Origin of the sequence: Streptomyces sp. AJS327 (genome assembly GCF_013450295.1) — a bacterium.
Taxonomy (GTDB): domain Bacteria; phylum Actinomycetota; class Actinomycetes; order Streptomycetales; family Streptomycetaceae; genus Streptomyces.
The window spans coordinates 47,805-72,058 of sequence record NZ_SKBR01000001.1 but is presented as its reverse complement, the minus strand read 5'-3'; the positions used below and the strand labels follow the sequence as shown (position 1 = coordinate 72,058).

Below are 24,254 nucleotides of genomic sequence, written 5' to 3'. Positions count from 1 at the left end.
GAGCGTGGCTCCGGTCACGATGAGGCTGGTCCCTGTCTTCGGCCGGGGGTTATCCCCACCTCGGTACTGCGGCGCGCCTCCCCGATGCCCTCACCACGTTAGGAGCGCCCGCGCACCCGCTCGTCCTGCGCCGGGACGAACCCCGGCCCGGAACCCCGACCGGGGCGCCCCCTAAGGGCCCGGGCCAACGCACCCTGACGCGGCACACCGCCGTCCGCGCCCCGAACCACCCCACCCACGCCCGCCGCCCCGCACCCGTACCGCGCGTACCTCCCGCGCCCGCGCCGCTCCCCCCACTTCCCCACACCGCACCCCGAGACCGAGACCCCCGCCCCTGACACGCACCCCGGACACCGGCACGTCCGCCCGGGGGGGGCGTCCGGCGCACCCGGCCCCGGGGACGGCGGCGGGACGGCGGGCGCCCCCGCGCTCTGGGCGGCATCAACTGACCCCGGCCACCGGCCCGGGACGGTCAACCGACGGTTCAGGCGGGCTCGCCGGACGTGCCCGACGCCGAACTCCCCACCGGCTGCGGCGAGTCCGGCTCCGGCTCCGTCACCCGGCCCGTCAACGTCGCGAGGCTGGACCGGACATGGGCCATGTGCTGCCGGTGCTCCTCCGCCGTCTGCTCGTGCTCGCGCAACACCCGCTCGGTCTCCCGCTCGACGCCCTCCTCCCGCACCCGGGCCCGCGCCAGCAGCTCCTCGCCCTGGGCCACCGCGTCCTCCTGCCGGTGCCGGGCGGCCTCCTCGGCCTCGGCGTGCGCCCGCCGGGAGTCGGCCAGCGCCTTCTCCGCGCGCTCCTCCAACTCCCCCAGACGTCCCAGAACCTCCGTCTCGCGCTCCGCCAACTCCCGTTCCAGCGCCTCCGCTTCGGCGCCCTGCCCGGTCTCCTGGTCGGAGAGGAGCGCGGTGCAGCGGCGTTCCGTCTCGGTCAGCGTCTCGGTGGCGTCCCGGCGCAGCCCCTCGGCGTACTCCCGGGCCGTCTCCCGCACCTCCTCGGCGGCCCGCCGCGCGGCCTCCAGCCGCTTACCGGCGCTGGCCTCGGCGGCGTCGCGCAGCGCCGCCGCCTCCTCCCCGGCCGCGTCCCACAGCCGCTGACCGACGGCCTCCGCCTCCGCCGCCGTCCCGCGGGCCGCCGTCTCGGCCGCCGCCCTGATCTCCGCCGCCTCGTCCTGCGCCAGGAGCAACAGCCGCCGGGCGCGCTCCCCGAGCCCCTCGTAGGTCTGCTCGGGGAGGGCGGCGACCACGCCACGCAGCCGCTCGGCCTCCTCGGTCAGCTCCTCCGCCCGCGCGGCGAGCCCGGCGAGCCGTTCCCGCGCGGCCTCGCGCTCCTCCCGCAGACCCTCCACCCGACGGTCCACCTGCTCCGGCCGGTACCCACGGCCCCGGACGACGGCGAAGCCGTACGGCGACGACGCACTCATATTGAGCCCCTTACCTCAGCGACACAGCCCGCGCGGCGGTCGCGCGACATCTGGTGGAACGGGCGAAGCGCGACGGGAACCCAGAAGGCACCCATAAACCCGCACTTCACCCGAGCTACCCCCAGGATGCGCTACGGGACGGCCGTACCCGTAATCGACGGATCACGTCACAAGCACCGTAGTTACCAAAGGGGACATACCGGATCTAACCACCGCGATACTCTCCGGGGTTCGGGGTCACGGGCTCCCGGACGGCGCGCGTGGCCGCGCTCACAGCCCGCCGCCCCGCCTCGTACCCACCCCTGCCACCGGCCGGACGCCACTCGGCCGCCAGCCGGTCGCGCGAGGTGGGAGGTACGGGGTGAGAGGTGCGGGGCGGCCGCTCAAGGGCGGGGCGCTCACACCGGTGGCCGGAGCGGAACGTCCGGCACCAGGCCCCCGGAGGTCGCGAAGAGGGCACCTCCGGAGGACAGCGCTCGGCCAGAAGGCGGACAGGCGGGGCCCGGACCGGCGGCGCGGGCGGAGCCCCCGGCCCGCCAACCGGTCAACGGGCCAACCGGGCCCACCGAGCCAACCGCCAGACGGTCAACGGACGGACGGTCAACGGACGGGGCGCCGGAACAGCCCGCCGCCAACAGCCCGTCAGCGAGCAGGGCAGCGGACAGCAGGGCGTAGGCCAACAGGGCGGCGGCGGACGGACGTTCGGGGCGGCCGGAGGGGCCGCCCCGAAGGGTCGGAGGAGGGTCAGCGGAAGGGAAGGGGGACGTCGCGGGCCGTTGGGGACGGGTGGGGGTGGGCGCTCAGAAGAGGCCGTCCCACATCTGCTCCAGCAGCACCGACCACCAGGTCTCCGGCGAGGCCAGCGCCGCCTGGTCGAGCGCGGCGAGCTGGAGCTGGAAGTCCACCGTCCAGCGCCCGGCCTGCTCCTGGTTCAGCCCGTACCGCAGTCGCCACATCCGGCCGAGCAGCGCGAGGCAGCGGATGAACTCCGGCAGTCCGGTGTTGACGAACTGCGGGGCGGGCGGGCCGGGTTGGCCGGGCACCGACGCCTCCAGCGGCACCGCGACGATGTGCGCCGTGCCGTACTGGACACAGATCTGCCGTCCGAAGTCGCTGCCCATGACCAGGTAGGAACCGGCGTCCTGGGAGGGCTGTACGCCCCGCTCCTGGGCCAGTTCGGCCAGGGTGGGCACCGGGCGGCCGGGCTGCGCCTGCCCCCAGAAGAAGGGGGTGACGTCCACCGGGACACCGGCCCACACAAGGCTCTGCGCCACGATGTCCGGCACGCCCTGCCGGGAGACCGCCCGCTGGTCGAAGCGGAACACGCCCTGCGGCCCGAAGGCCTGGAGCAGCTCCTGCCCGATCACGTCCGGCGGGACCGGCGGCACGGGCTGGACGGGCTGGGGCAGCGGGACGCGGTTCGGCGCGGGGAGCGCCGGGCCGTCGGCCACCTGGTGCAACTCGCCCTGGTGCTCGACGAGATGACGCATGCCCTGCTGCCGGGTGGCGTGGTCACGGCCGTAGGCGGCGGTGTGACTGACGCGCACCTGCGGCCAGTTCTCCCGGATCATCCGGCTGCAATAGCCACCCGGCAGGTCACAGGACTCCAGTTCGGTGTGGAGCTCGATCACCTGCTGCGGCGGGATGTTGAGCTGGCGCAGCTCGTGCAGGATCTGCCACTCGGGGTGCGGGGTGCCGGGCGCGGAGCGGCGGATGAGCTGTTGCTCGGAGCCGTCCGGGGCGCGGTAGCGCAGCACCGCCATGTAGCCGGGGCCGACCAGCGGCTGGCCGGGCTGCGGGTAGCCGTACGCCGGAGGGGCGCCGCCGGGCATCGGCGCTCCGGGCGGGGCGCCGGGGGCCCCGGGTGCGCCGGGCGGTCCGGGGGGCGGTCCGGGGGCGTGCGGCGGGGTGGCACCGCCGGGCATGCCGCCGCCCATCGAGGGGTCGGCCAGCATCGTCGCCGCCTGGTGGACCCCACCGGCGGGCGGGCCGCCGGGCGGGGGCGTTCCGGCACCCGGGGCGCCCGGGGCGCCGGGCGGGGCGGGCGCACCGGGCGGGGCGGGCGCACCGGGCGGGCCGGGCGCACGCGGGGGCGCGGGGGCGCCCGGGCCGCCCATCGAGGGGTCCGCGAGCATCGTCGCCGCGTGGTGGACGCCGCCGCCCGCGGAGCCGGAGCCGTCCGAGTCGCCCTGGCCGGGCTGTGCCGGATCGGCGGCGGGCTGCTGGCCGCTGCGCGCCACGTCCTCGGCGGAGACCATCTGGGTCGGTACGTATCCGGCGCCGGGCGAGCCGGGGGCGCCGGGGCCCGCGCCGCCGCCGGACCTGGCGCCCGGGGTGCCGGGCGCGCCGGGCGGCGGGGGGATGCTGGGGCCGGAGCCGCGCGAGGGGCGGGAGGGCACCGAGCCGCTGGGCGCGCGACTGGTGTCGGCCTCGGCGAAGCCCTGCGGTGTGGACAGGCCGCCGCCGCCCATCGAGGGGTCCGCGAGCATCGTGGCCGCCTGGTGGACGCCGCCGCCCGCGGAGCCGCCGCCCGAGGTCTGACCCGGCCAGGACGGGGGCTGCCCCTCGGAGTCGGACGCGGACTGGCCGTCCGAGGCGTCCGGCGACGGGCCGGGCGGCGGCGTGGCGGGGCCGGACTCCGGGTCCAGCGCGGGCCGGACGGCCGTCCTGGGGAGGGCGCTGCCCTCGGGCAGGAGTTCCGTCTTGGCCTCGGAGTGCGTGCTGGGCGGCGGGGTGTCGTCCGCGTCGCTGCCGCTGATGGGCGGGGCGAAGACGGTCGCCGGAGGGGGCTGGGCCTCGCCGCCGGAGCCGCTGGTGTCGGCGGCGTCCCAGGGGCTGCTCCCGCCCGGGGAGCCGCCCGCGCTCTCGCCCACCGGGCTGGCGGAGGCGGCGGCGGGTTCGGCCGCGGAGGACGAGGAGGACGGAGACGACGAGGGAGAGGACGGGGAGGGGGTGGAGGCGGAGGAAGAGGAGCTGGCGGAGCGGCTGTCCGGGATGCCCATCTGGTCGGCCGCCTGCTGGAGCCACTCGGGCGGGGTCAGCAGGAAGGACGTCGCCTCCAGGTCGAGGCGCTGCGGCGGTTCGGGGGCGGGGTCCGCCTCCGGGGTGCGGTCGTACTCCTCCTCGTAGGCGCTGATGACCTCGTCGATCGGGAGGCCCGGCCAGAGCGTCGTCTCGCCGCTGTCCCGCGCGATCACCAGGCGGGCGCAGCCGCCACCCCAGGTCCGCCCGTCCGCCAGGGAGGAGTCACTGCCCGCGCGCGGGTCCTCCGCCCAGGCCACGAAGCCGAGGTCGAACTCCCGCACCCGCACCCGCTGGCGCATGTAGTCGGGCACATCGCCGTTGACCCAGCGCTCGGCGCGCTCCTGGGCCTGCGCCAAGGTCACCATGGGGCCTTCACCTCTTCATCCGGGTTACGCGGGTACCGGGACGGACCGGGCGAAGCCGCCGTCCACCATCAGGTCCGCCACGGTCTTCAGCTCGGGAGGGTTCCCGACGAGCCGCAGCAGGAAGTCGTCGAAGTCGGTGCCGCAGGGCCGGAGCAGCCGCTCGGCGCGCTCGGCGACGCTGAGCCCGTCGGCGTCGGCGGCGTCGTCGAAGGCGCAGAACCAGACCGAGCCCAGCGCCTCGCCCCTGACCTTCACCGCGATCAGCCCGCCCTGGACGAACGCGACGCCCAGGTAGTCCTTGGTGAGGTGGTCGCGGAGGCACTTGTTGACGTAGACGAGGTCGTTGACCGCGGCCTCCTCGCGGAGCGTGAGGAACGGCTGGTCCACCAGCAGCCCCAGCTCCGGGTCGAGGCCCACGCCGCGCGGGGCGCAGCCGCCCGCCGCCTTCAGGAAGGCGCGGTAGGCGCCGGGCAGCCGGTAGCCGAGCCGCTCCTCCGCCATCTCGACGCGCTCCTCGCTGACGGCCGGGTCCTGTCCCACCTCGAAGTGGACGGGCCGGGTCTCCTGGAGCGGGCGGGTGCCCGTCTTGGCGTGGTCGACGGTGGCGGTGGCGAGTCCCCCGTGGTGCCGCAGCAGGGCCTTGACCTCCACCGGGACCAGCTCCAGCCGCCTGCTGTGCGCGACGTGGTGCCAGGTCCAGCCGTGCGGGGTGGCGACCGGGCCGACGTCGGCCCAGAGTTCGTGCCCGGCGGCGTGCAGGGCGACGTTCGCGGAGACGAAGTCCGTCAGCCGGAGTTCGTCCGCGCCGAAGCCCTCGGGGGGATCGGCGATCTCCGCGGCGGCGCGCGCGTAGCGGGAGAAGTCGGGGAACCCCTCCGGTCCCACGGGTACGCCCTCGGGATAGCGCGCCGCCCGGACGGGATCCGGGAAGCTCACGACCTGTCCCGCGTACGCGCGGTTCGGCGGCGCGGCGTGGCCACCGGAGGCGGGGCTGTCCCCTCCGGCCTGGCCGCTGCCGGCACCGGCCTGGCTGCTGGGAGGCTCCCCCAGCCCGAGCCGACCTGTCGTCATGGCGGTAGCTCCCTGCTCCTTCTGGCTGACTCACCACAGCCTATGCGCTAGCCCGAGAGGCAGTCACCGCCCCCGGGAGGGAGCCTCCGCACGGCCGACAGGGGCCCGGACGGGGCGCGCCTGCTCAGTTCCCGCCGGCCGCGCGCAGCTTCTCGTCCTGCTTCTCGGCGATGGCCTTCTTCACCGGCACCTCCTTGCCCTCCAGGTTGACCGAGAGGTAGGTGGCGACGTTGGCGCCGGTGCGCACCAGGGTCACGACCATCTTCCCGGCCTCCGAGTCCTTCGGGTCGAGCCAGGAGAACCGGAGGGCCTCGTCACCGAGCCCGATCTTCCCGTCGTACGGCTTGAGCTTGCCGCCCTCCGGCTTCTCGCCGTCCATGGCGGCGGTGAAGCCGTCACACTCGCGGAACGCCTTCCGCAGGTCGGCGAACCACTTCTGGGCGTCCCCCTCCTTGTAGGAGGCGAGGAGCACCTGGCTCATGGTGCCGCCGGTGCTGAAGTCCCCGCGCATCAGGGAGCCGCCGGTGTACGCCTGCCGCTCCTGGGTGGACTTGGCGCCGAACACGTCGGCCACCGGCTGGCACTCGGGCTTGTCCGGAGTGAGGCGTTCCTTCTCGGGGAACAGGTCGGCCTTGGACTTCTGGACCTTGTAGCCGGGTACGTCGCCGTTCTTCAACAGCGCGGCGTCCAGCTGCTTCTCGGTCAGCGTCGGGGTCTCCCCCGCCTCCCCGCCTCCGCCGGAGGCCCCGCCGTCGCCGCCGGACTGGCCCTGGCTGGAGCCACCGGAGCCGCCGTCGTCGTCGCCCTCGTCGTCCCCGCTGCCGCAGGCGGCCAGGGAGAAGAGCAGGACGGGTACCGCGGTGGCCGCGGCGGCGCCGCGCAGACGCCGGACGCGGCGACGGCGCGCGGAGGTTACGAGGGACGTGGACATATCTCGCTCCCGCTTGTGGGGTCAGTGCCCGGCGATCCTCGCCGCCTCCGCCGAATCCCACCACCCCTATCGCGGTTCACACGGGAAAACGTCACAGTCTCATGACACGCCATGCGGCGTGATCGCTCCCCGGCGGACCCTGCATACTTTGGCGTGGTCCCCGAACAGAAGGGGACGCAAGGGGAGGAATCACACCATGCCCATCGCACCACCGCCGTCCACCGCGCGGCGCGACCCCCGCCTCACCTGGACCACGGCCGACACCGCCGGCACCACCCCCACACCGGTGCTGCGCCGCCGCCGGGACGGCATCCTCCCCGCCATCGCCGCCGCGCTCTCCGTCCGCGGCGAGACCTACACCTGCACCGCCAGCCGGGGCGACCAACCCCCCACGCTGCACCCGCTCGTCCAGGACTTCCTGGACGGCCTCGACGCCGGGACCCGGGAACGCCAGACCGGCCGCTGCCCGGAGGCGCTGCTGCTCTCCCGCTGCCTGACGACGCTGGAGAACGCCCGCCCCCCGAAGCGCGGCCAGCGCCGCGGCAGCGCCCGCCGCCCCCGGCGGCTCGGCCTGAACGAGGCGCGACGGGCACTGAAACAGGCCAAGTTGACCACCCGTCGCATCCGGGAGGACGGCGACCCGCTGCACGGCAGCTACGCGCCCCCGTGCCGCTCCTGCACCGCGCTGCTCGACCACTTCGGGGTCCGCGCGGTCGCCCCGGAGGGGGCCGGGAGCGACGCCGGGACCCCCGCCGGGGGGTACGCGAGCGCCGCGTCCGCCCACGCGATGGCCGCGAGCGCCACCTCCCCGGGCGCCCCGACGGGTGCCCCCGCCCCGGCCGCGCCCCCGGGCCCGTCCCCCCGGCGCGCCCAGCAGACCCAGAACCTCCGGCGGGTACGCACCCCCCAACGGGCCCAACCCGCCCAGCCAGCCCAGTCCGTTCAGCGGTCCGCGCACGCCCCGCTCCCCCAGGGCGATCCGGCCTCCGGCACACCGGACGGCCCACCGGGCGGCCGGGGCGGCACGGGCCGGGGGTACGCGCGTTGAGCACCGCCGGGCGGCACCCCGGCACCACCCGCTTCGCCGCCCCCGTGGACGACGCGCTGCGCGCCGCGGGCTGGTGGCCGGGCCGCCGGGACATCCGCCAGGCCGAGGTCTGGGCCGACGCGCTGCGCGCGCACACCACCCCCGCCGGACACCAGCACGCGGTGCTGGCCTCCGCGGTCGAGATCTGGGCCGAGTTCGGCACCCTGCCGATCGTCCCGAGCGGCCCGGGCCGGGAGGTGGCGCCGACCTCCGTGCTGATCGACCCCACTCCGGCGCTGCACGCCGCCCGCACCCTCGGGGACCTCGGCCGGGCGCTGGAGACGGACATCTGCCCGCTCGGCGTCGAGGGGGTCGACGGCAGGGGCGAGGCGCTGCTCGCCATCGACACGGCGGGCCGGGTCTACGGCGTCGACCCGGCGGGCGACTGGTACCTCGGCCCGGACTTCGACGCGGCGCTGACCACGCTGCTGCTGGGCGAGCGCCCGCACCGGCTCACACCCGCGGACCGTCCCGGGACCCTTCCGGCTCCCGAGGGGGCGCGACCGGAATGAGCGCGGAGACGCGGAATCCCCCGGCCTCGGTCGGCCCGGACACCAGGGTGCCGCCGACCGCCTCGACCCGCTCCCGCATGCCCACCAGCCCGTTGCCCCCGCTGGGCAGCCCGGCGTCCGCGACGCCCTCCCCCGACTCCGGCGGCTCGTTCTCCACCTGGAGGGCCAGCTCCTCCGGCCGGTGCGCCAGCCGCACCCGGGTGCGCGCGCCCGGCGCGTGCTTGTGCACGTTGGTGAGGGCCTCCTGCACGATCCGGTACACGGTCGGCTCGATCGCCGCCTCGTAGTCCCGGGCCGCCCCCTGCGTCGAGAACTCCACCGTCATCCCCGCCGCCCTGGACTGCCCCACCAGCGCCTCCAGTTCGGCGATCCCCGCCTCGCCCGCGCCGCCGCCGGGCGGCGTGGCCCCCTGGGGACGCTCCGGCTCGGCATCGCCCCCGGCCGTGGCCCGCGCGGCGTCCGCCTCCCGCGGCTCCGCCCCGGTCGATCCGGCGGGTCCGGCCGAACCGGCGGAGCCAGCCGTCTCCGCCGCCTGCTGCCGCGCCCGGCCGGTGAGCACACCCAGCCCGATACGGCGCGGCGCCGCCTCGACCCCCACGCCGTCCCGCCACTCCGGCTCCCGGGAGGCCGCGGCGGACTCCGCCACCGGCGAGTGGCCACCCGGCGCGAGCGGCGCCGCCGCTACGACGGCCGCGGGCCCGCGGGACGCCGCACCGGCCTCCGCCGCGCCCTCGCCGCTGCGCAGCACGCCCAGCATGGTGCGGAGTTCCGTGAGCGCCTGACGGCCCATATCGCCCACCAGACCGGCGTTCCGGGCGGCCTTCTCCGGGTCCTTGGCGGCGGTGACCTGGAGCGCCGAGGCGTGCACCACCATCAGGCTGACCCGGTGCGCGACCACGTCGTGCATCTCCCGCGCTATCCGGGTGCGCTCCTCGTTCCGTGCCCACTCGGCGCGCTCCTCCGCCCGGTCGGCGAGGAGGGACAACTCGCGCTCCAGCCCGTCGGCCCGCTCGCGCAGCGACTCGACGAGGCGGCGGCGGGCGCCCACGTACAGGCCGAGGAAGACGGGCGGGCCGGTGTATCCGGCCGACATCAGGAAGGAGACGAGCGGGATGAACCAGGTGGGCGGGTTGAAGTCCGGGTCGGCGCCGACGCCCTGGTGCAGCTGGATCTGCATCACCAGGAATCCGCCCGCCAGATGGAGCCCGCTGAGCAGCGCGATGATCCGCCGGGGCGCGTCCGAGGCGGCGAGGGTGTAGAGGCCCACGAGGCCGAGCAGCACCCCCATCTGGGCCGGGGCCACGGCCAGCGCGACGAGGACGACGGCGAGCGGCCAGCGGGAGCGCAGCACCAGCGTGCCGCCCGCCAGGGCGCCGAAGACGACCATCAGGAAGACCGGCACCCCGGTGCGCGAGGCGAAGGCCACGCCCTGGAAGACGCACTCGCCCGCGGATATCAGCCCCAGCGCCGCGTCCAGTACCGCGCTTCGGCGCCGCTGCCACCACCACGGCCCGGCACGGGCGGGGCGCTCCCCCGTCTCGGTCATACCGCCCAGCGTACGACCGAGCGCACCCGGTTTCCCTGGCCAGGCCCGGAACGCCCGATTCCGAACCGGCGGATGGACCGGCCGCCGTGGACGGGCGAACAGCCGTACCCCTTCCGGGACCGGCGGCCGGGTTCCGGCGGCCAGCCGAGCCGGAGCGGAGCGAACACGAGCCCGGAGCGGGGCGGGGCGGAGTGGACCGGGAGCGGGGCGGGGCCGCGACCGACCAGATCTCGCCCGCCGGGAGCCTCCCGCCGCCCGGGGCGCCTGGGGTGCGGCATAGTATGGGGCCCCGCGAGCGATACGGTGAACCGGGTCATCGCGGTATTCCCGGGTCGACTAAGGGCAAGTCAGTGGATTTTGGTTCCACGGATGGGGGTTCGAGTCCTCCCCCGGGAGCTCACGACCGGCGCCGCCGCCTCGTACGGCAGCGCGCGGAACCGCTCCGGGCGTCGCGTTTCGCCCCATAAACCCACCGGTATCCTGCGGGTGACGTCCCCCCGAACCCCAGTAGCCGAAGGGCACACCGTGAGCGCCAACCGCCCTGCCGCCGTCGTCATCCTCGCAGCGGGTGAGGGCACCCGCATGAAGTCCGCCACCCCCAAGGTCCTCCACGAGATCTGCGGGCGTTCCCTGCTCGGCCACGTGACCACCGCCTCCCGCGCGCTCGCGCCGGAGCGGCTGGTGGTCGTGGTGGGACACCAGCGCGAGCAGGTGGCCGCGCACCTCGCCGAGATCGACGCCGCGGCGCTCACCGCCGTGCAGCACGAGCGGAACGGCACCGGCCACGCCGTGCGGATGGGGCTGGAGCGGCTGACCGAGGACGGCGGCGCGCTCTCCGGCACCATCCTGGTCACCTGCGGCGACACCCCACTGCTCACCGGTGACACGCTGCGCGGGCTCGCGGGCGCGCACGAGCGGGAGGGCAACGCGGTCACCGTGCTGAGCGCCGAGGTGCCTGACGCCACGGGGTACGGCCGGATCGTCCGGGACGGGAGCCCGGGCGCCAGGGGGGGCATGCAGGGGGCGGTCACCGCGATCGTCGAGCACAAGGACGCGAGCGAGGCGCAGCGCGCCATCCGCGAGATCAACTCCGGGGTGTTCGCCTTCGACGCGGCGCTGCTGGCGGACGCGCTCGGCAAGGTCCGCACCGACAACAGCCAGGGCGAGGAGTACCTCACCGACGTGCTGGGGATCCTGCGCGCCGCCGGGCACCGGGTCGGCGCGTACACCGCGGCGGACCACCGGGAGATCGCCGGGATCAACAACCGGGTGCAGCTGGCCGGGGCCCGCCGGGTGCTGAACGAGCGGCTGCTGGAGGAGGCGATGCTCGCCGGGGTCACCGTGGTCGACCCGGCCTCGACCTGGCTGGACGTGACCGTCAGCTACGAGCCGGACGCGCTGGTGCACCCCGGCACCCAGCTGCTGGGCCGGACCCATCTCGGCGCGGAGTGCGAGGTGGGGCCCGGCTCCCGGCTGACCGACACCACGGTCGGCGCGGGCGCCACGGTCAGCCACACGGTGGCGGAGGGCGCGGGGATCGGCGCGGGCGCGTCCGTCGGCCCGTACACCTACCTGCGCCCGGGCACCGAGCTGGGCCCGCGGGTGAAGGCGGGCAGCTACGTCGAGGTGAAGAACGCCGAGATCGGGGAGGGCACCAAGGTGCCGCACCTCTCCTACGTGGGCGACGCCACGATCGGTGACCACAGCAACATCGGGGCGGCCAGCGTCTTCGTGAACTACGACGGGGTCGCCAAGCACCGCACCGTGGTCGGCTCGCACTGCCGCACCGGAGCGGACAACATGTTTGTGGCTCCTGTCACGATCGGGGACGGCGCCTACACCGCCGCGGGTTCGGTGATCACGAAGGACGTGCCGGCCGGTTCGCTGGCCGTCGCGCGCGGGCAGCAGCGCAACATCGCTGGCTGGGTTGCCAGAAAGCGGCCCGGCAGCGCCGCGGCGCAGGCGGCCGAGGGGTCCCGGGAGAACGCCGGGGAGAGCCCCGCGGGGACCGACTGACCCCCTGTGACCTCGGTCGTCCTGGTATCCGACGCTGTCCGGCAGGGCGTACCGTGAAGAGGCACGCGGACGACACGGACGCGGCACCGCCCCACCATGGCGCGGCCACGCGGCGAGCGCGCACCGGACGCACATGGCGAGGACGGCACTGCCGAGCCGTAGGGAATCGGCCAAAGTGCCGTGGCGTGACGCGGGTCCCGGACACCTGAGCCGGGCGGGCGGAGAAGCGATCAAGGAGAAACTGTGACCGGGATCAAGACGACCGGCGAGAAGAAACTCATGCTCTTCTCCGGCCGCGCCCATCCTGAACTGGCGGAGGAAGTCGCGGAGCAGCTGGGCATCGGTACGGTCCCGACCAAGGCGTTCGACTTCGCCAACGGGGAGATCTACGTCAGGTTCCAGGAGTCGGCGCGTGGCGCGGACTGCTTCCTGATGCAGAGCCACACCGCGCCGATCAACAAGTGGGTCATGGAGCAGCTGATCATGATCGACGCGCTCAAGCGGGCGTCGGCGCGCAGCATCACCGTGATCGTGCCGTTCTACGGCTACGCCCGGCAGGACAAGAAGCACCGCGGCCGGGAGCCCATCTCCGCCCGGCTGATGGCCGACCTCTTCAAGACCGCGGGCGCCGACCGGATCCTCACCGTCGACCTGCACACCGACCAGATCCAGGGCTTCTTCGACGGCCCCGTCGACCACCTCTTCGCGCTGCCGATCCTCGCCGACTACGTGGGCGAGAAGGTCGACCGGGACAAGCTGACGGTCGTCTCCCCGGACGCGGGCCGGGTGCGGGTCGCGGACCGCTGGGCGGACCGGCTGGGCGCCCCGCTGGCCATCGTGCACAAGCGCCGCGACCCGGACGTGGCGAACCAGGTGACGGTGCACGAGGTCGTCGGGCACGTCTCGGGCCGCGTCTGCGTCCTGGTCGACGACATGATCGACACCGGTGGGACCATCTGCGCCGCCGCCGAGGCGCTGTTCGCCAATGGCGCGGAGGACGTCATCGTCACCGCGACGCACGGGGTGCTCTCCGGCCCGGCCGCCGACCGGTTGAAGAACTCCAAGGTCAGCGAGTTCGTCTTCACCAACACCCTCCCCACCCCCGGGGAGCTGGACATCGACAAGATCACCGTGCTGTCGATGGCCCCGACGATCGCCCGCGCCGTGCGCGAGGTCTTCGAGGACGGCTCGGTCACGAGCCTCTTCGAGGAGCAGGCCTGATCCCGGGGCCGCCCGCGCCGAGCCCCCCGGCCGGTACGGGCGGCCCCGGACGCCGCTGCCCCCCCCGTACCCGGGCCGACCTGGTACGGGCTTCCCGTCCCGAGCGGTGATCGATTTCCGCCCGGCCTCCCCCGCCCCGTAGACTCCACGACGTCGCTCGGCGAGGGAGGCCGACGCGTGTCCCGGCCCCGCCGGTCCGCGTGGCTCATTCCGTTATCGACGCGCGCTCCTCGTGGCGGGAGCCGGCCCTTCGGGCCGCCCTCCGCCTCGGCCGATCAGGCCGGTGCGTCGTCGACGGCCCGGGTGGCACGTCCCGTTCGCATCCACCACGAGGAGCGCAGCATGGCTGAGGTCAACGTTTCCGCCACCGTCCGCAGCGAGTTCGGCAAGGGCGCGGCCCGTCGGCTCCGCCGCGAGGAGAAGGTCCCGGCGGTCATCTACGGTCACGGCACCGAGCCGGTCCACGTCGTCCTGCCCAGCTACGACATGATGATGGCGCTCAAGACGCCGAACGTCCTGCTCAACCTGGACGTTGACGGCAAGCGGCACCTGGTCATCCCGAAGGCCGTGCAGCGCGAGGCGATCCGCCAGTTCCTGGTCCACATCGACCTGCTGCTCGTCAAGAAGGGCGAGAAGGTCAACGTGGACGTCCCGGTGCAGACCGAGGGCGACCTGGGCCCGGGCCAGGCCCTGGTGGAGCTGAACTACCACGCGCTGCCCGTCGAGGCCGAGGCCACGCACATCCCGGAGTCGGTGACCGTCTCCATCGAGGGCCTGGTCGCGGGCGACACCGTCTACGCCAAGGACGTGAAGCTGCCGAAGGGCACCAGCCTCGCCATCGAGGAGGACGACGTGGTCGTCCAGATCCTCGCGGCGCAGGCCGAGGCGAACGGCGCGGACGAGGCCGAGGGCGAGGGCGCCGCGGCCGAGTGACGCCGGTGAGCTGACCCCGGGCCGGGCGCACCCGCGGGGCGCCCGGCCCGGGTCACGTTCGCCCCCCGTTCGTTCCCCCGCCGTTCCGGGGATCGCGGACGCTCCCCGTTCCCGGCAGCTCCGGCCAGTCCCCGACAGCTGTCACAGTCCTCGACAGTCCCCGACAGTTCTCCGCTGTTCTCCACACCGTGAGGGATCCGCATGCCGTCCACCACCGCCCCGGCACCCTGGCTCGTCGTGGGGCTGGGCAACCCCGGCCCGCAGTACGCGGGGAACCGGCACAACGTCGGGTTCCTGGTGGCCGATCTGCTGGCCGAGCGGATGGGCGGCTCGTTCCGCACCCACAAGTCCCGCGCCCAGGTGGTGGAGGGGCGGATCGGCGATCCGGCGACCGGCAGCCACCGGGTGGTGCTGGCGAAGCCGATGAGCTTCATGAACCTCTCCGGCGGCCCCGTCTCCGCGCTGTGCGGCTTCTACAAGCTGCCGTTGAGCGAGGTACTGGTGATCCACGACGAGCTGGACATCGGCTTCGGCGCCCTGCGGCTGAAGTACGGCGGCGGCGACAACGGGCACAACGGACTGAAGTCGATCACCAAGACGCTCGGCCCGGACTACCACCGGCTGCGGTTCGGCGTGGGGCGTCCCCCCGGCCGGATGCCGGTGGCCGACTACGTCCTGCGGGACTTCTCCGCGCCCGAGCGCAAGGAGCTGGACTACCTGGTGGACCGCGCCACCGACGCCGTCGAGGCGCTGATCCTGGACGGCCTGGAGCGGGCGCAGCGCACCTACAACTCCTGACCGGGTCCCGGAGTCCCAGCCCGGACACCAGCCGCGGAGTGGCGGGGCACGCGCTCGCCGCCGTGGCCTTCCCGGCGTGCGCGCGCGGCATCCGCGTGACGGTGGAGGGTGTGGGGTGCTGGCCCCTCCCCGTGCCGGTGGTGGTGAGAGCCGTCAGAAGGCCGGGTGAGTCACCGGGGTGAGATCACGCAGGCCGGCCCAGCGGGAGGAGCGGAGGAACGCCGCCGCCCGTTCCGTCGTCGCCTGACCGACCGTGGCGGCCGTCTCGTCGCCCGTGCCCAGGTCCTTGACGGTGATGTGGAGAATGTTGTTGGCGTCGCAGTCGGCCGTCACCTCGATCCGGGGCGCGCCGCGGGGTGCGGGGGGCAGGGCGAGTTCGAGGACCGCGAGGGTCCTGTTGCGCGCCGCGTCCTCCAGTTCGCCCTCCACGACGTGGACCACCACCATGGGCTGGTCGTCCGTGTGCGTGGTGAAGATGTCGGAGCGCTTGGTGGGGACGGTCTCGTTCCGCGGGAGCAGCCTCGTCGTGGTCCCGTCGTGCGTTTCGACGCCGATCGAGTGGGGGGCGACGTCAAGCAGCAGCACGTCCTTGACCGTCCCGGTCAGGATGCCCGCCTGGAGCGTCGCGCCACTGGCTACGGCCCCGGAGGGCAGGTCCCGGTAGGGCTCCCGGCCGCCCGTGAGCCGACGGATCAGGTCGCCCACCGCGGGCATCCGGGCGGCGCCGCCCGTCAGGACGACCCGGTCGGTGTCGTCGAGCGTGTGCTGGGCGTCGGCGAGGACGTGTTCGACGGGGATCCGGCAGCGTTCCAGCAGGTCCCGGGTGAGCGTCTCGAACTCCTCGCGGGTCAGCTCCTCCTCAAGGTGGACAGGGCCGTCCGGTCCGGTGGCGAGGTAGGGCAGCCGGAGGGTCGTGGTGCGCGCCGCCGACAGTTCGACCTTCGCTGTCTCGGCCGCCTCCCGCAGCCGCTGGGTCGCGGCGACGTCGCCGTGGAGATCCATGCCGTGCCGCCGCCTCACGCGGTCGGTCAGGTGCTCGACGATCCGCAGACTCCAGTCGTCGCCCCCGAGCCGGCTGTCACCCGCGGTGGCTCTCACCTCCACGACGCCGTCGCCGAGTGCGACGAGGGAGACGTCGAGGGTACCCGCGCCGAGATCGAAGATCAGGACGGTACATTCGTCCCGGTACGGGCCGTACGCGATCGCCGCGGCCGAGAGCTCGTTGATCAGCCGCAGGACGTTGAGCCCGGCCCGTTCACCGGCCCGGACCAGCGCGGCCCGCTGGTCGCGGCTGAAGCCGGCGGGCACCGCCAGCACCGCGTCAGTGACGTGCTCACCGAGGTGGGCCTCGGCGTCCTGGCGCAGGCGGGCGAGGAGCAGCCCGGCGACGTCCTCGGCGGTCAACCGGACGTCGCCGCGTGCGACACGCCAGCCGGTGCCCAGCTTCAGCTTCGCGGCGCGCGCGGTGAAGCCGGGGTTGGTGAGGGCCTGCCGCTCGGCGGCCGTGCCGACGAGGACGTCCCCCTCGACGGTGAGGGCCACCAGACTGGGAGTGGTGTTCGCGCCCTGGGCGTTGGGGATCAGCGAGACCTCACCGCCTTCCATGACGGCGACGGCCGAGTTCGTGGTGCCGAGGTCGATACCGACGGGCCGACCCGCCCGATGGGCCGCGTCCGGTCCGCCGCCCGGCGGCGCCGTGGCCTCGGCGGCTTCGGTGTAGGGGGCTGTCGGGGGTGTGGCGTGCCGCTGGATGAGGGTGGTGACGGCGTCCGGCCAGGGTGAGCCGTCGGGGACGTCGTCCGGCGGCTCCCAGTGCGCGCCGATCCGCTCCAGCAACGTCGTGAGCGCGGGCCGGTCACGGGGATCCTTCGCCAGGCACGCGTCGACCAGCTCACGCAACGGCCCCGTGAGCCCGTCCAGCCGGGGCTGCCCGTTGACCACCCGGTGGAGCACCGCCAGCGGCGGGCCGTCCCCGAAGGGCCCGGTCCCCGTGGCGGCGAAGGCGATCACCGCCCCCAGCGCGAACACGTCGCCGGCCGGGCCGACCTCGCCGCCCTCGGCCTGCTCGGGCGCCATGAAGCCCGCCGTCCCCACCACCAGGCCGGTCGCCGTCAGCGCGGTGTCCTCCAGCGTCCGCGCGATCCCGAAATCGATCACCCGCGGCCCGTCGGCGGCCACCAGCACGTTCGACGGCTTCAGATCCCGGTGCAGCACCCCCACCGCGTGAATGGCCTGCAACGCCTCCACCAGTCCCGCCGCCAGCCCCCACACCGCGCCTTCTGGCAACGGACCCGCCACACCGACCGCTTCCGCCAGATCGGGCCCCGGAACGTAGACGGTCGCGATCCACGGCCGGTCGTCCTCCGGACCGGCGGCCATGACCGGAGCCGTGAACACCCCGCCCACCGCCCGCGCCGCCGCCACCTCCCGCGCGAACCGACGTCGGAAGTCCCCCTGCCGCGCCAGATGCTGATGCACCACCTTCACCGCCACCGCCCGCCCGCCCGGCGACCGGCCCAGGAACACCTCGCCCATCCCGCCGGCCCCCAGCCGGCCCCGCAGCCCGAACCCACCCACCCTCTCCGGATCCCCGGCCCTCAGCGGCTCCACTCCGGCCCCCTTCGCTACCCAGCACCCACGGCCCCGGCGCCAACGTCCGAAGCCCGCACGCAGGTTACGTTCCCCCGGCTCCGCCGGGATCAGCCAGCGGGCCGAGCGCACCGTGCGGTCCCCGCGTCGGGCAGTGCCTGGCCGTACTCGCCGAAGGTGCGGACGGCGGCCGCTGCCGGACGCGGCGCTGTCGGCCAGGCACGGCCCGGCCCGCCGCCCCACCACGCCCCCGCCGACAGCACGGCGTTCCCAGCCGCCCGGTAGCGCCCACAACCGGAGCCGACCCCTCGGAAGCAACCGGAACCAACAGGTTCGCGGTGGAAGCGAGTTGACGGGACAAGCGGTTACCTCAGGTTGACCGTCACGCTTTCTTCACCAAGGATCGCGCCATGCCCACGTCATCCTCCTCGTCCTCATCCTCCTGGGCAGACCGGTCCGTCCGGGCGCCCGCCCCGCGGCCCACCCGGCGCAGCCGCTCCCGCCGCGCCGGAGAGAGCGCCTACGGGGTGCTGTTGCTGGCCAGAACCGCGCTGATGGGGCTGGTGGCGGCGCTGCTGGTACTGGCCGGGGCCTGGTCCTGCTGGGGGGACGCGAGCACCGCGCTGGCCGGGGACGTCCGGGGGCAGGTCACCGTGGACAAGTGCGGCGGGGACACCTGCGAGGGCGCCTTCAGCGGCGACGGGCCGCGGCGGGTCACCATCGCCAAGTCGGTCTCGGGGGAACGGGGCGAGACGCTGGACGTGGCGCTGCGCGCCGGTGAGGAGCGGGCGGTGCGGACCGGCCCCGGCGGCGTCCTCTACACCTGGGTTCCGCTGGCGGGGGCGCTGCTGCTGGCGTCGCTGGTGGTGGCCGGGGGGCTGCGGATGCGGCGGACCGCCCTGGTGATGGGGCTGGTCGGCGCGGTGACGATGGCCGCCGCCTGGGGGCTGCTCGCCTTCTGAACCGTGCGGGCCCGCGAGTCCGCGCCCGCCGGGCCGGAGCCCGGACCCGAAGCCCGGCCCCGGACCCGGACCCGGAGGACCGTCCGGGACCGCCGAGGGCTGGAGCTGGGGGAGCGTCGGGTGGCCGCCCGGGGGCTGGCGGCCACCGCCGGGGTCAGGCGCGGCGGTGACCGATCAGCCGGGGCTTCTGCTCCATCCCGTCCAGGCCGTGCCAGGCGAGGTTCACCAGGTGCGCGGCGACCTCGGCCTTCTTCGGCTTGCGGACGTTCAGCCACCACTGGCCGGTCAGCGCCACCATGCCGACCAGGGCCTGCGCGTAGAGCGGGGAGAGCTTCGGGTCGAAGCCGCGGGACTTGAACTCCCGGCCCAGGATGTCCTCGACCTGGGTGGCGATGTCCGAGATCAGCGAGGCGAAGGTGCCGGTCGACTGGGCGACGGGCGAGTCCCGCACGAGGATGCGGAAGCCGTCGGTGTACTGCTCGATGTAGTCCAGCAGCGCGAACGCCGCCTGTTCGAGGAGTTCGCGGGGGTGGCCGGCGGTGAGCGCGCTGGTGACCATGCTGAGCAGCTGGCGCATCTCCCGGTCGACCACCACCGCGTACAGGCCCTCCTTGCCGCCGAAGTGCTCGTAGACCACCGGCTTGGAGACCCCGGCCTTCGCCGCGATCTCCTCGACGGAGGTGCCCTCGAAGCCGCGTTCGGCGAACAGGGTGCGGCCGATGTCCAGCAGCTGCTCCCGGCGCTCCTTACCGGTCATCCGGCGCCGGGAGCCGCGCGTGGGGGCCTTCTCGCGTTCTCGGGGTTTCCGGCGTTCCCTCGGCGCCCTGGAGTCCGCGGACCGGGCTTCCTTGGCTTTGCCGCGTTCCCGGTCACGGCGCGGGGTTCGGTCGCTGCTGTCGTCGGTGGGCACGAGTACCATCATGCCGCTTCGGACGCACGCTCCTTACGGCGGGCGTCGACGCGCTCGGCTTTCGGCCACCGCACGTCATAGGCCCAGCCGGCCTTCTCGCACCAGCGGATGATCCGGGCGCTGGAGTCGATCTGGCCGCGCTCCACACCGTGCCGCGCGCAGGTGGGGTCGGCGTGGTGCAGGTTGTGCCAGGACTCCCCGCAGGAGAGCACCGCCAGCCACCACACGTTCCCGGAACGGTCCCGGGAGCGGAAGGGCCGCTTGCCGACGGCGTGGCAGATGGAGTTGATCGACCAGGTCACGTGGTGGAGCAGCGCGACGCGGACGAGCGAGCCCCAGAAGAACGCGGTCAGCGCGCCCTGCCAGGACCAGGTGACCAGGCCGCCGACGAGCGGCGGGATGAGCAGCGAGACGGCGGTCCAGAGCACGAACTGGCGGGAGATGCGCCGGATCATGGGGTCGGCGACCAGGTCGGGCGCGTACTTCTGCTGGGAGGTCTGCTCCTCGTCGAACATCCAGGCGATGTGCGCCCACCACAGGCCCTTCATCAGGGCGGGGACAGTGTCGCCGTACTTCCACGGGGAGTGCGGATCGCCCTCGGCGTCCGAGAACTTGTGGTGCTTGCGGTGATCGGCGACCCAGCGCACGATCGGGCCCTCCACCGCCAGCGAACCCATGATCGCCAGGGTGGCGCGCAGCGGGCGCTTCGCCTTGAACGCGCCGTGGGTGAAGTGACGGTGGAAGCCGATGGTGATCCCGTGGCAGCCGATGAAGTACATCGCCACCATCAGGCCGAGGTCGAGCCAGCTGACGCCCCAGCCCCAGGCCAGAGGCACCGCCGCGACGATGGCGACGAACGGCACGATGATGAACAGCAGCAGGGTGATCTGCTCCAGCGAACGGCGGCGTTCGCCGCCCAGCGTCGCCGGGGCGCCGGTGGGGTCGGTCGCCGGGGGCGCGGGGGCCTGCGGCGAACTCTCAAGCACGTCGGGGCCAGTCGTCATAGAAGTCCCTTGTCGGGCCGGGGGCATGGCTACGGTGCCGTAACCTACGGCGACGTAAGTATGGCAGTAGTCGGAAGCAGTACAAGGGGGGCGTGCGGTTGCCCACCTTTCGGACGGTCCCCGGGTGCCCGCTCGGTGGCGGCCTATCCTGGTCGGGCCGGACAGCGCTGTCCGCGCCCTGCCAGAAGCACAGCTGCCCGAGCACACCAGCAAGGAGCCGCACCCGTGAGCAGCGCCGACAGCATCTCCACGCACGAGCCGGAACCCGGTTCGGAAGCCGCCACCGCGGCGACGCTGGCACTCCGGGCGGACATCCGCCGCCTGGGCGACCTGCTCGGCGAGACCCTGGTCCGCCAGGAGGGCGCCGAACTGCTCGATCTGGTCGAACGCGTACGGGCGTTGACGCGGAGTGACGGCGAGGCCGCCGCCGCGCTGCTGGGCACCACCGACCTGCCGACGGCCACCAAGCTGGTGCGGGCCTTCTCGACCTACTTCCACCTGGCGAACGTCACCGAACAGGTGCACCGGGGGCGGGAGTTGCGGGCCCAGCGCACCGCCGAGGGCGGCAACCTGTCGCGCACCGCGGTGCTGCTGAAGGACGCCGACCCGGACCACCTGCGCGAGACGGTCCGTCATCTCGCGGTCCGTCCGGTGTTCACCGCGCACCCGACGGAGGCCGCGCGCCGCTCGGTCCTCACCAAGCTGCGGAAGATCGCCGAGCTGCTGGAGAACACCGACTCCGGCGAGCGGCACCGCACGGACCTGCGGCTGGCGGAGAACGTCGACCTGGTCTGGCAGACGGACGAGTTGCGGGTGGCCCGCCCGGAGCCGGCCGACGAGTCCCGGAACGCCATCTACTACCTGGACGAACTGCACGCCGGGGCGGTCGGGGACGTGCTGGAGGACCTGGCGACCGAGCTGGAGCGGGTGGGCACCCCGCTGCCGCCGGAGACCCGGCCGCTCACCTTCGGCACCTGGATCGGCGGCGACCGGGACGGCAACCCGTACGTCACCCCCGAGGTCACCTGGGACGTCCTGCTCCTCCAGCACGAGCACGGCATCGACGACGCCCTGCGGCTGATCGACGAGCTGCGCGGCGCGCTGTCCAACTCGATCCGGAACGCCGGGGCCACCCCGCGACTGCTGGAGTCGCTGGAGACCGACCTGGAGCGGCTGCCGGAGATCAGCCCCCGCTACAAGCGGCTGAACGCCGAGGAGCCCTACCGGCTCAAGGCGACCTGCGTGCGGCAGAAGCTGCTGAACACCCGGGAGCGGCTGGCCGACGGCCTCCAGCACACCCCGGGCCGGGACTACCTGGGCTCCGGCGAGCTGCTCGCGGACCTCGTGCTGATCCAGGAGTCGCTGCGTGAGCACCGGGGCGGGCTGGTCGCCGGGGGGCGGCTGGAGCGCGCCCTGCGCACCCTGGCGGCGTTCGGCCTCCAGCTGGCCACGATGGACGTGCGCGAGCACGCCGACGCCCACCACCACGCGCTCGGTCAGCTCTTCGACCGACTGGGTGAGGAGTCCTGGCGGTACGCGGACATGCCCCGGGAGTACCGTCAGCGGCTGCTGGCGAAGGAGCTGCGCTCGCGCCGCCCGCTCTCCCCCAGCCCCGCCCCGCTGGACGAGGCGGGCGCCCGCACGCTGGGCGTCTTCCAGACGGTGCGGAAGGCGCTGCGGACCTTCGGCCCCGAGGTCATCGAGTCGTACATCATCTCGATGTGCCAGGGCGCGGACGACGTGTTCGCCGCCGCCGTGCTCGCCAGGGAGGCCGGGCTGCTCGACCTGCACGGCGGCTGGGCGAAGATCGGCATCGTCCCGCTGCTGGAGACGACGGACGAGCTGCGGATCGCGGACGAGCTGCTGGACGCGATGCTGTCCGACCCGTCCTACCGCAAGCTGGTGGCGCTCCGCGGCGACCTCCAGGAGGTCATGCTCGGCTACTCGGACTCCTCCAAGTTCGGCGGCATCACCACCAGCCAGTGGGAGATCCACCGGGCGCAGCGGCGGCTGCGGGACGTGGCGCACCGGCACGGCGTGCGGCTGCGGCTCTTCCACGGCCGGGGCGGCACCGTCGGCCGGGGCGGCGGCCCCACACACGACGCGATCCTCGCCCAGCCCTGGGGCACGCTGGAGGGCGAGATCAAGGTGACCGAGCAGGGCGAGGTGATCTCGGACAAGTACCTGGTGCCCTCGCTGGCGCGGGAGAACCTGGAGCAGACGGTCGCGGCGACGCTGCTGGCCTCCGCCCTGCACACCGCCCCCCGCCAGTCCGGGGAGGCGCTGGCCCGCTGGGACGCGGCGATGGACACCGTCTCGGACGCGGCGCACGCCGCGTACCGGCGGCTGGTGGAGGACCCGGACCTGCCCGCGTACTTCTTCGCCTCGACCCCGGTCGACCAGCTGGCCGACCTGCACCTGGGCTCGCGGCCCTCGCGCCGCCCGGACAGCGACGCCGGACTGGACGGGCTGCGGGCGATCCCGTGGGTGTTCGGCTGGACCCAGTCGCGGCAGGTGGTCCCCGGCTGGTTCGGTGTCGGCTCGGGGCTGCGGGCGGCCCGCGAGGCGGGGCTCGACGAGGTGCTGGAGGAGGCGTACGAGCACTGGCACTTCTTCCAGAACTTCCTCTCCAACGTCGGGATGACCCTGGCCAAGACGGACCTGCGGATCGCGCGGCACTACGTCGAGACGCTGGTGCCCGAGGAGCTGCGGCACGTCTTCTCCGTCATCGAGGCGGAGCACGAGCTGACGGTACGCGAGGTGTTGCGCGTCACGGGAGAGTCCCGGCTGCTGGACCGGAACCCGGTGCTGCGCCAGACGCTCCAGATCCGCGACGCCTACCTCGACCCGATCTCGTACCTCCAGGTCACGCTGCTGGCCCGGCAGCGGGAGGCGGCGGCCCGGGGCGAGGAGGCCGACCCGCTGCTGAGCCGGGCACTGCTGCTGACGGTGAACGGCGTCGCGGCGGGCCTGCGCAACACCGGCTGAGCACGACCGGCTGAGCGCACCCCACCCGCGGGGCCGTCCCGCCCGGCCACCCCGTTGCTCCCGCCCGGCCACCCTGTCCCTGCCGCCCGGCCTCCCTGTCCCTCCCGCCCGGCCTCCCCGTTGCTCCCGCCCGGCCACCCTGTCCCTCCCGCCCGGCGCCCGCGCCTCCCGTCCGGCTCGTCCGGCCCGGACGACGGGTCGGAGGGGGTGGCGGTGGCAGCGGGGGTGGTGGAGCACACCGCGGGGCCAGCGTCAACGTCTCGACGTCAAGAGGCTTAATGTCGACAGAACTATTACACTGGCGGCATGGAGGACGAGGTCGACCGCTTGGTGACGGCATGGCGCCGGGAGCGCCCCGACCTCGACGTGGAGCCGCTGGAGGTGCTCAGCCGGGTCAGCCGCCTCGCCCGCCACCTCGACCGGGCCCGCCGCCTGGCCTTCTCCGAACACGGCCTGGAGCCCTGGGAGTTCGACGTCCTCACGGCGCTGCGCCGGGCGGGCGCCCCCTACCAGCTCTCCCCTGGCCAGCTGCTCACCCAGACCCTGGTCACCTCGGGCACCATGACCAACCGCATCGACCGGCTCGCGAAGAAGGGCCTCGTGGAGCGGCTCCCGGACCCGCACGACCGGCGCGGCGTGTTCGTCCGTCTCACCACCGCCGGGCGGGACCACGCGGACAGCGCGCTCGCCGGGCTGCTCACCCAGGAACGCGCCATCCTCGCCGAGCTGTCGCCGCTTCAGCGCGGTGAACTCGCCGATCTCCTGCGTCAGTTGACGGCGCCGTTCGACAACACCCCAGGCTGAGCCGGGCACTGACCGCACGCACGCCCGTCCACCGCTCAACGGCGCGGCGCCGACTGGCCGGTGGCGC

The 24,254-nt window shown here is 74.3% G+C and carries 16 protein-coding genes, 1 tRNA gene and 1 pseudogene; 10 read left to right on the top strand and 8 right to left on the bottom strand.

The window, feature by feature from the left end:
* Window positions 1–484: 484 nt before the first annotated feature.
* The 4 genes from E0L36_RS00260 to E0L36_RS00245 all read right to left on the bottom strand — a co-directional run bounded on the left by E0L36_RS00260 (window position 485) and on the right by E0L36_RS00245 (window position 6,817).
* The gene (locus E0L36_RS00260; protein WP_258015842.1) at window positions 485–1,426 is read right to left on the bottom strand and encodes a cellulose-binding protein; all 942 of its coding nucleotides are present in this window, start codon (window positions 1,424–1,426) and stop codon (window positions 485–487) included.
* 800 nt (window positions 1,427–2,226) lie between these two features.
* Window positions 2,227–4,815 (bottom strand): SUKH-4 family immunity protein, encoded by a 2,589-nt coding sequence (locus tag E0L36_RS00255; RefSeq protein WP_180926836.1) that lies wholly within the window; start codon window positions 4,813–4,815, stop codon window positions 2,227–2,229.
* Window positions 4,816–4,839: 24 nt separating this feature from the next.
* Window positions 4,840–5,886 (bottom strand): SMI1/KNR4 family protein, encoded by a 1,047-nt coding sequence (locus tag E0L36_RS00250; RefSeq protein ID WP_180926835.1) that lies wholly within the window; start codon window positions 5,884–5,886, stop codon window positions 4,840–4,842.
* A 124-nt stretch (window positions 5,887–6,010) separates the two neighbouring features.
* On the bottom strand, window positions 6,011–6,817 hold the full coding sequence (locus E0L36_RS00245; protein WP_180926834.1) for a hypothetical protein: 807 nt from the start codon (window positions 6,815–6,817) through the stop codon (window positions 6,011–6,013).
* 196 nt (window positions 6,818–7,013) lie between these two features.
* Here E0L36_RS00245 and E0L36_RS27215 point away from each other — a divergent pair.
* Both E0L36_RS27215 and E0L36_RS00235 read left to right on the top strand, forming a co-directional pair.
* Window positions 7,014–7,538, top strand: a pseudogene (locus E0L36_RS27215) (YwqJ-related putative deaminase); the annotation flags it as partial.
* A 323-nt stretch (window positions 7,539–7,861) separates the two neighbouring features.
* On the top strand, window positions 7,862–8,416 hold the full coding sequence (locus tag E0L36_RS00235; RefSeq protein WP_180926832.1) for an SUKH-3 domain-containing protein: 555 nt from the start codon (window positions 7,862–7,864) through the stop codon (window positions 8,414–8,416).
* Here the strand turns inward: E0L36_RS00235 and E0L36_RS00230 are convergent.
* Entirely contained in the window at window positions 8,358–9,962 is a 1,605-nt protein-coding gene (locus E0L36_RS00230) for a sensor histidine kinase (protein ID WP_180926831.1), read from the bottom strand. The genes E0L36_RS00235 and E0L36_RS00230 overlap by 59 nt on opposite strands.
* 325 nt (window positions 9,963–10,287) lie before the next feature.
* On the opposite strand from E0L36_RS00230, the gene E0L36_RS00225 reads away from it, so the two are divergent.
* The 5 genes from E0L36_RS00225 to pth all read left to right on the top strand — a co-directional run bounded on the left by E0L36_RS00225 (window position 10,288) and on the right by pth (window position 14,930).
* A tRNA-Gln gene (locus E0L36_RS00225) sits at window positions 10,288–10,358 on the top strand.
* A 129-nt stretch (window positions 10,359–10,487) separates the two neighbouring features.
* Entirely contained in the window at window positions 10,488–11,978 is a 1,491-nt protein-coding gene (gene glmU / locus E0L36_RS00220; protein ID WP_180926830.1) for a bifunctional UDP-N-acetylglucosamine diphosphorylase/glucosamine-1-phosphate N-acetyltransferase GlmU, read from the top strand.
* A 243-nt stretch (window positions 11,979–12,221) separates the two neighbouring features.
* Window positions 12,222–13,199, top strand: coding sequence for a ribose-phosphate diphosphokinase (locus tag E0L36_RS00215; protein WP_180926829.1), 978 nt, complete (start codon window positions 12,222–12,224; stop codon window positions 13,197–13,199).
* Window positions 13,200–13,541: 342 nt separating this feature from the next.
* Entirely contained in the window at window positions 13,542–14,132 is a 591-nt protein-coding gene (locus tag E0L36_RS00210) for a 50S ribosomal protein L25/general stress protein Ctc (RefSeq protein ID WP_180926828.1), read from the top strand.
* A gap of 201 nt (window positions 14,133–14,333) precedes the next feature.
* Window positions 14,334–14,930: an aminoacyl-tRNA hydrolase gene (gene pth / locus E0L36_RS00205; RefSeq protein ID WP_180926827.1), complete on the top strand. Its 597-nt coding sequence runs from the start codon at window positions 14,334–14,336 to the stop codon at window positions 14,928–14,930.
* A 153-nt stretch (window positions 14,931–15,083) separates the two neighbouring features.
* On the opposite strand, the gene E0L36_RS00200 is transcribed toward pth, so the two are convergent.
* Window positions 15,084–17,540 (bottom strand): Hsp70 family protein, encoded by a 2,457-nt coding sequence (locus tag E0L36_RS00200; protein WP_180926826.1) that lies wholly within the window; start codon window positions 17,538–17,540, stop codon window positions 15,084–15,086.
* A gap of 389 nt (window positions 17,541–17,929) precedes the next feature.
* On the opposite strand from E0L36_RS00200, the gene E0L36_RS00195 reads away from it, so the two are divergent.
* On the top strand, window positions 17,930–18,481 hold the full coding sequence (locus tag E0L36_RS00195; RefSeq protein ID WP_180926825.1) for a hypothetical protein: 552 nt from the start codon (window positions 17,930–17,932) through the stop codon (window positions 18,479–18,481).
* 154 nt (window positions 18,482–18,635) lie between these two features.
* Here the strand turns inward: E0L36_RS00195 and E0L36_RS00190 are convergent, their stop codons facing one another.
* Both E0L36_RS00190 and E0L36_RS00185 read right to left on the bottom strand, forming a co-directional pair.
* Window positions 18,636–19,238: a TetR/AcrR family transcriptional regulator gene (locus E0L36_RS00190; RefSeq protein ID WP_180928491.1), complete on the bottom strand. Its 603-nt coding sequence runs from the start codon at window positions 19,236–19,238 to the stop codon at window positions 18,636–18,638.
* A 161-nt stretch (window positions 19,239–19,399) separates the two neighbouring features.
* Complete coding sequence (locus tag E0L36_RS00185) at window positions 19,400–20,395, bottom strand: fatty acid desaturase (RefSeq protein ID WP_180926824.1); 996 nt, start codon at window positions 20,393–20,395, stop codon at window positions 19,400–19,402.
* 225 nt (window positions 20,396–20,620) lie between these two features.
* Between E0L36_RS00185 and ppc the strand changes: the two genes are divergently transcribed.
* Window positions 20,621–23,383: a phosphoenolpyruvate carboxylase gene (gene ppc / locus E0L36_RS00180; protein ID WP_180926823.1), complete on the top strand. Its 2,763-nt coding sequence runs from the start codon at window positions 20,621–20,623 to the stop codon at window positions 23,381–23,383.
* A 306-nt stretch (window positions 23,384–23,689) separates the two neighbouring features.
* Entirely contained in the window at window positions 23,690–24,187 is a 498-nt protein-coding gene (locus tag E0L36_RS00175; RefSeq protein WP_180926822.1) for a MarR family winged helix-turn-helix transcriptional regulator, read from the top strand.
* Window positions 24,188–24,254 lie beyond the last annotated feature (67 nt).